Below are 6313 nucleotides of genomic sequence, written 5' to 3' on the forward strand. Positions count from 1 at the left end.
GAGGAGTGTCCATGACCGTCGACAGCCAGGCCCCGCTCACCGAGGCGCTGGGTACCGACTTCTTCTCGGTGCGCCGGCGGTTCAACGAGGCGCAGTGGGACACGTTCATGGCCGTGCGCCGCTACGTCGACCACGTGGTGTCGCCCGCGGCCCCGGAGGCGTGGGACGCCGCGGAGATGTCGTGGGACGTCATCCGCGGGATGGTCGACCTGGACATCGTCGGCGACGACATCACCGGCTACGGCTGCCCCGGCCACGACTCCCTGACGTCCGGGCTGGTGGCGATGGAGCTCGCCCGCGGCGACGGCAGCCTCGCGACGTTCCACGCGGTGCAGTCGGGGCTCGCCATGAAGTCGATCGACATGCTCGGCTCGGAGGAGCAGAAGCAGGAGTTCCTGCCCGCGATGGCGCGGCTGGACCTGGTGGGGGCGTTCGGGCTCACCGAGCCGGACCACGGGTCGGACTCGGTCGCGCTCGAGACGACGGCGCGCCGCGACGGCGACGACTGGGTGATCGACGGGCGCAAGCGCTGGATCGGCAACGGCAGCATCGCCGGCCGGACGGTCGTGTGGGCCCGCGACGTGGAGACGCGCGCGGTGCTCGGCTTCCTCGTCGACACGTCGACCCCCGGCTACGAGGGCACGGTCATCCCGCGGAAGGCCTCGATGCGGGCCGTGTGGCAGGCCGACGTGAGCCTCGACGGGGTCCGGGTCCCCGAGCGCGACCGGCTGCCGGGCGCCGAGAGCTTCAAGGACGCCGGCCGCGTGCTCGCCACCACGCGCGGCACGTGCGCGTGGATGGCCCTGGGCGCGGCCACGGCGGGGTACGACGCGGCGTTGCGCTACGCGCTGGACCGCCAGCAGTTCGGCCGCCCGCTGGCCCGCAACCAGATCGTCCAGGACCGGCTGGTCAAGATGCTGGCCGAGCTGACCGGGATGCAGCTCTACTGCATGCAGATCGCCCAGCTCGCCGAGGACCACGACCTCGCCCCGACCATCGCCGGCCTCGCGAAGATGAACAACACGCGCAAGGCCCGCTGGATCCTCTCCGAGGCCCGCGACCTGCTCGGCGGCAACGGGATCCTGCTCGACAACCACGTCATGCGGCACATGGCCGACATCGAGTCGATCCACACGTTCGAGGGCACCGAGACCATCCAGACCCTCATCGTGGGCCGGGAGATCACGGGGCACGGCGCCTTCAGCTGACGGCGCTGACAGCCGGCGCGAGCCGCACGGGCAGCGCCGCGTAGCCCCGCAGGATGCGGGTGGGGCGACGCGTGCCGGCGCCGGCCGGGGCGAGACGCGGGTGGCGCTCGAACAGGGCGCGCAGTGCGACCTCGCCCTCCATCCGGGCGAGCTGCGCGCCGAGGCAGAAGTGCGGGCCGCTGGAGAACGCCAGGTGCTCCTTGGCGTTCGCGCGGGCGACGTCGAAGACACCCGGGTCGTCGAACACCCGGGGGTCGCGGTTGGCGCCCGCCAGCACGGTGACGGCGAGGCCGCCGGCCGGGATCGCCTGCCCGGCGACCTCGGTGTCGACCCTCGCCCGCCGCGCGGTGCGCTCGACGGGCGGGTCGAACCGGAGGATCTCGTCGACGGCGTTCGGCCACAGGTCGGGCTCGGCGGCGAGGCGCTCGCGCTGCTCGGGGTGGGCGAAGAGCTGCGCGGTGCCGTTGCCGATGAGGTTGACCGTCGTCTCGAACCCCGCGGCGAGCACGAGCAGGGCGGTGGAGACGAGCTCCTGCTCGGTGAGCCCGGTCCCGTCGTCGTCGGTCTGGCCGACGATGTTCGAGAGCAGGTCGTCGCCGGGCTCGCGGCGCAGGCGGCGCAGGTGCTCGCGCATCCAGTCGTTGAGGGCGGCGAGGTTGCGCTCCATCGAGGCGTGCGCGCGGCGGCTCAGACCCATGTCCAGCGAGGTGGCCGCGCCGTCGCCCCAGGCCAGGAACTGGTCGCGCATCGACGTCGGCACGCCGAGCATCTCGCTGATCACGGTGACCGGCAGCAGGCTCGCGTAGTGGGCGACGAGGTCGACCGTGTGCCCGTCGCCGTCGCGGGCCGCGCGGTCCATGTCGTCGAGCAGCTCCCCGGCCACCGCGGCGGTGCGCTCGCGCAGCGCGGCGACCCGCTTGGCGGTGAACGCCCGGCTGACGAGCTTGCGGTAGCGCGGGTGGTCCGGCGCGTCGACCGCGAGCATCGACGGCGGCTCGATCGGCCCCGGGTTGCGCGGCGGCCCGGCCAGGGCGAGCGCGAACCGTGCCGGACCGGGGACGACCGACGTGGGGTTGGTGACGCCGAAGTCGTCGCTGCGCAGGACGGCGGTGGACACGTCGTGGTGCACGGTCAGGCGCGCGAACGCGCCCGGAGCGAAGGGGTAGGACGCGCGGATCCGCTCGTAGTGAGGGAACGGGTCCGCCTGCATCACCGGGTCGAGCAGCAGCTGCGCGTCGGGGTTGCCCCCGCGGACCTGGCGGCGGATGGCGGCGCGCATGAGCCCGTGGGTGGCGCCCCAGCGCAGGGTCGTGCCCAGCGAGCTGGACCTGACGGCGTCCGACAGCGACACGGCGACCTCCCGCGGGTCGAAGCGGTACGTGGCCGTACCGGCGTTCGGTCGAAACCGTACTCGGAGTATGTGTTCGTCGTCCAGGGCCGTCGCGGGTACGTCCACGACCGTGCAGACGACGCTGCGGGCGACCGGACCGCTCCCCGCCGACCAGGCGTGGGAGCGCTACGCCGACCTCGACCTCTGGAGCCGCTGGGCGCCGCAGATCTCCGGCGTGACCGTCGCGGGCCCGTCCACCCGGCGGCTGCGGCCCGGGATGCGGGGCACCGTCCGGGCGGCCGGGCTCGTGCACGTGCCGTTCGAGGTCACCGCGGTCGACGAGGCCGCCCGCACCTGGTCCTGGCGGGTCCGGGTCGGGCCGGTCACGCTGCACCTCGAGCACGGCGTCGAGGACGCCCGTCCCGACGACGGTCCCCACACCCGCTCGCGGACCTGGCTGCGCACCACGGGGCCCGCCCTGGTCGTGCTGCCCTACGCGCCGCTCGCGCTCGTCGCGCTGCACTCGCTGCTGCTGGAGCGCTGAGCCGTGACCGACCGGGCGATCCTGCGCCTCCTGCTCACCACCGATACCCACCTCACACCCCGCTACCCCCACCGCGAGCTGCCCGCCGAGCTCTGGGACCGGATCGACGCCGCCGACGTCGTGGTCCACGCCGGCGACTGGATGGCCCCCGCGCTGCTCGACGCGTTCGAGCAGCGGTCGCGCCTCCTGGTCGCGTGCTGGGGCAACAACGACGGCGACGACCTGCGCGCCCGGCTGCCCGAGACCGCGGTCGCCGACGTCGGCGGCGTGCGCCTGGCCGTCACCCACGAGACCGGCGCCGCCGACGGTCGCGAGCGTCGCTGCGACGCGCGGTTCGGGCCGGACGGCGACACCCCGGTCGACGTCCTCGTGTTCGGGCACAGCCACATCCCGTGGGACTCGACGACGCCGGGCGGGGTGCGCCTGCTCAACCCCGGCTCGCCCACCGAGCGCCGCCGCCAGCCGGCGTGCACCTACATGACCGCCGAGGTGCGCGGCGGCGTCCTGCGCGACGTCGCGCGCCACGACCTCCCCGCGGCAGCCCGCCGTACCTGACGCGCTACCGTGCGTCGCCGGTCTCGAACGGGCGTCGTCGGGGGTGTCGCCCCCGTCGGCAGGCCCCGTTCGGGCGAAGATGGTGCGGGATCGCGGGTCCGGAGCCACCGGGGAGGCGGGTTGACCGTCCCCCTCGATGAGCACGGTGGGTGATGGCCTTACCGTTCTCGGGGCCGGTGGGAGACCAGCGGTCTCGGTCCACGCGAAGACCGGACAGGAGGAACGGCACGTCGGCGGAACCGCCCCCTCGAGGGCCCGCGGGGAGTGCGACGACGACGGGAGGCTCGTGACGATCGCCGCTGCGGTGTGGGCTGCGCAGTGGCCGGTGCCGTCGCGAGGATCGAGACGAAACGGCCGATGACCCTTCTTGCCGAGCGACCCCCGGACGAGGTCGACGAGTCGGAACTCGTCGTCGGCCGTCGCATCCAGGAGTTCTCTCAGCTCGCCGGTCCCATCCGGGAGCCCGACCCCGCCGACGGCCCGTACCGGGTCGCCTACCGGGGCGTCGACGCGGTGCACGGCAGCGGCCGTGTCGCCCGCTCCCTGCTGGTCGCCGGCCTGAACTTCGCCTTCGAGGCCCTCTTCTTCCTCTGGCTGCTGCACCCGTCGCACCGGCCACCGGTCATCGGCTCGACGTTCGCGATCTACGCGAACTGGGTCGTCATCGGCTCGATCGGCCTCATGGAGCTCCTGCGGCTGATCAACGTCTTCTCGCTGTCGCTGGCCTCGGTGATCAGCCGGGACCCGGTCCCCGTGCCGCCCGAGCCCGACCGGCGCATCGCGTTCCTCACGACGATCGTGCCCAGCAAGGAACCCATCGACGTCGTCCGCGGCACCCTGCAGGCGGCGCTGCGCATCCAGTACGACGGGATCCTCGACGTCTGGATCCTCGACGAGGGTGACGACCCGGACGTCAAGGCCATGTGCCGCGAGCTGGGCGTCAACCACTTCACCCGCAAGGGCATCGCGAAGTACAACCAGCGCAAGGGCGCCTTCAAGGCGAAGACCAAGCACGGCAACTACAACGCGTGGGTCGCCGAGCACGGCGACTCCTACGAGGTCTTCCTCTCGGTCGACCCCGACCACGTGCCGCTGCCGAACTACGCCGAGCGCATCCTGGGCTACTTCCGCGACCCCGACGTCGCCTTCGTCGTGGGCCCACAGTGCTACGCGAACGACGAGACGTTCGTGACCCGCGCCGCGGAGTCCCAGCAGTTCCCGTTCCACTCGCTGATCCAGCGCGCGGCCAACCGCTACAACGCGGCGATGCTGGTGGGGACCAACAACGCCATCCGCATCAGCGCCCTCAAGGGCGTCGGGGGCCTGTCCGACTCGATCACCGAGGACATGGCCACCGGCCTGAAGTTCCACACGCGGCGCAACCCGAGCTCGGGGCGCCGGTGGAAGTCGGTCTACACGCCCGACGTGCTCGCCGTCGGCGAGGGCCCGTCCTCGTGGGGCGACTTCTTCAGCCAGCAGATGCGCTGGTCGCGCGGCACGTTCGAGGTGCTGCTCAAGGAGATGCTGCTGCGGCTGCCGCGCCTGTCGCCGGGCCGCGCGCTGCACTACATCCTCATCACGACCTTCTACCCGTCGATGGCCATCGGCTGGGTGCTCGGCGCGGTCAACGCCTGCCTCTTCCTCGCCCTGGGCGTCCAGGGCGTGGTCGTGCCGGTGCAGCTCTGGCTCGCGCTCTACATCGACGCCACGGCCTTCCAGCTGTGGGTCTACCTGCGCAACCGGCGGTACAACGTCAGCCCCTACGAGGCCGAGGGCTCCTCGGGCGTCAAGGGCATGCTGATGTCGATCTTCGCGGCGCCGATCTTCGCGGCGTCGCTGATCGCCACGATCCTGCGCCTGCCGGCCCGCTTCGTCGTCACGCCCAAGGGCCTGTCGTCGAGCGCGGACCACATCCTGACGTTCCGGCGCCACCTCCAATGGGCGCTCCTGCTCGCCGCCGCGATCGTGCTGGCGATCATGCAGGGCTACGCGACGCCCGCCGTGCTGCTGTGGCCCGCGGTCGCGCTGGCCGCCTGCCTCGCGCCGCCGGTCCTGTGCCTGGTCGAGCGGATCGTCGGGCGCAAGCCCGCGATCGACCCGGCGCCGGTGCTGCCCGACGGCCGGTCGGGCGTCACCACCGAGTCGCTCGAGCGCGCGGCGCTCGACGCGCTGCTGGCGGCCGGGAGTTCGACGCGCCGCTCGCCGGTGCCCCAGTCCCCGCCGGTCGGGATGCCAGCCATGGCCGAGGCGACGGCGGCGGCCACGGTGGCCGCGGCGGCGTCGCGGCCGGCCGTGGCGCTCGGCGGCGACCTGCCCGCGGGCTGGGTGCGCACGTCGTCGCTGTCGCGGCGGAACCAGGGCGACGAGACCCACGGTGCGCGGCCCGCGTCCGGACGCCGGCGCGCGCCCGAGGACGGGCGGGGTGTCGATCCGGCGCCGTCGCCGGTGCCGCGCGACAAGCGCCGGCCCTCCCCGCAGCCGACGCAGCAGCAGCCGGGCCAGCCCCAGCCGACGCAGCAGCAGCCGGGCGTGCCGCCCGGCCCGAGGCCGCGGCCCCGTCCCCAGCCGGGCCAGCCGCAGCACGCGCGGCCGCAGCCGCAGCCGGGGCAGCCCCAGCAGCCGCAGCCCGGCCCGCCGGGTCGTCCCGCGGGACGCCCGCCGGTGCCCGGTCCGGCC

5 protein-coding genes are annotated in these 6313 nt (G+C 73.8%); 4 read left to right on the top strand and 1 reads right to left on the bottom strand.

Annotated elements, in window-relative coordinates; genetic code table 11:
• The first annotated feature begins 11 nt into the window (after window positions 1-11).
• A complete protein-coding gene (locus ABD994_RS26525; protein WP_345422902.1) occupies window positions 12-1208 on the top strand; it encodes an acyl-CoA dehydrogenase family protein in 1197 nt (398 codons plus the stop codon).
• Here the strand turns inward: ABD994_RS26525 and ABD994_RS26530 are convergent.
• Window positions 1201-2559, bottom strand: coding sequence for a cytochrome P450 (locus ABD994_RS26530; protein ID WP_345422905.1), 1359 nt, complete (start codon window positions 2557-2559; stop codon window positions 1201-1203). The genes ABD994_RS26525 and ABD994_RS26530 overlap by 8 nt on opposite strands.
• A 109-nt stretch (window positions 2560-2668) precedes the next feature.
• Here ABD994_RS26530 and ABD994_RS26535 point away from each other — a divergent pair, with 109 nt between their 5' ends.
• The 3 genes from ABD994_RS26535 to ABD994_RS26545 all read left to right on the top strand — a co-directional run.
• Window positions 2669-3082, top strand: a complete 414-nt coding sequence (locus ABD994_RS26535) for an SRPBCC family protein (RefSeq protein WP_345422908.1) — start codon at window positions 2669-2671, stop codon at window positions 3080-3082.
• 21 nt (window positions 3083-3103) lie between these two features.
• Window positions 3104-3637, top strand: a complete 534-nt coding sequence (locus tag ABD994_RS26540; protein ID WP_345422917.1) for a metallophosphoesterase family protein — start codon at window positions 3104-3106, stop codon at window positions 3635-3637.
• A gap of 357 nt (window positions 3638-3994) precedes the next feature.
• A partial coding sequence (locus ABD994_RS26545; protein WP_345422911.1) for a glycosyltransferase family 2 protein occupies window positions 3995-6313 on the top strand: 2319 nt, incomplete at its 3' end.

The sequence above is a fragment of the Actinomycetospora chlora genome (genome assembly GCF_039542135.1).
Classification (GTDB): Bacteria; Actinomycetota; Actinomycetes; order Mycobacteriales; family Pseudonocardiaceae; genus Actinomycetospora; species Actinomycetospora chlora.

What these genes read in the sequence shown, in the direction of transcription:
- ABD994_RS26525 (WP_345422902.1), top strand. Translation starts at nt 12, where the DNA reads ATGACCGTCGACAGCCAGGCCCCGCTCACCGAGGCGCTGGGTACCGAC.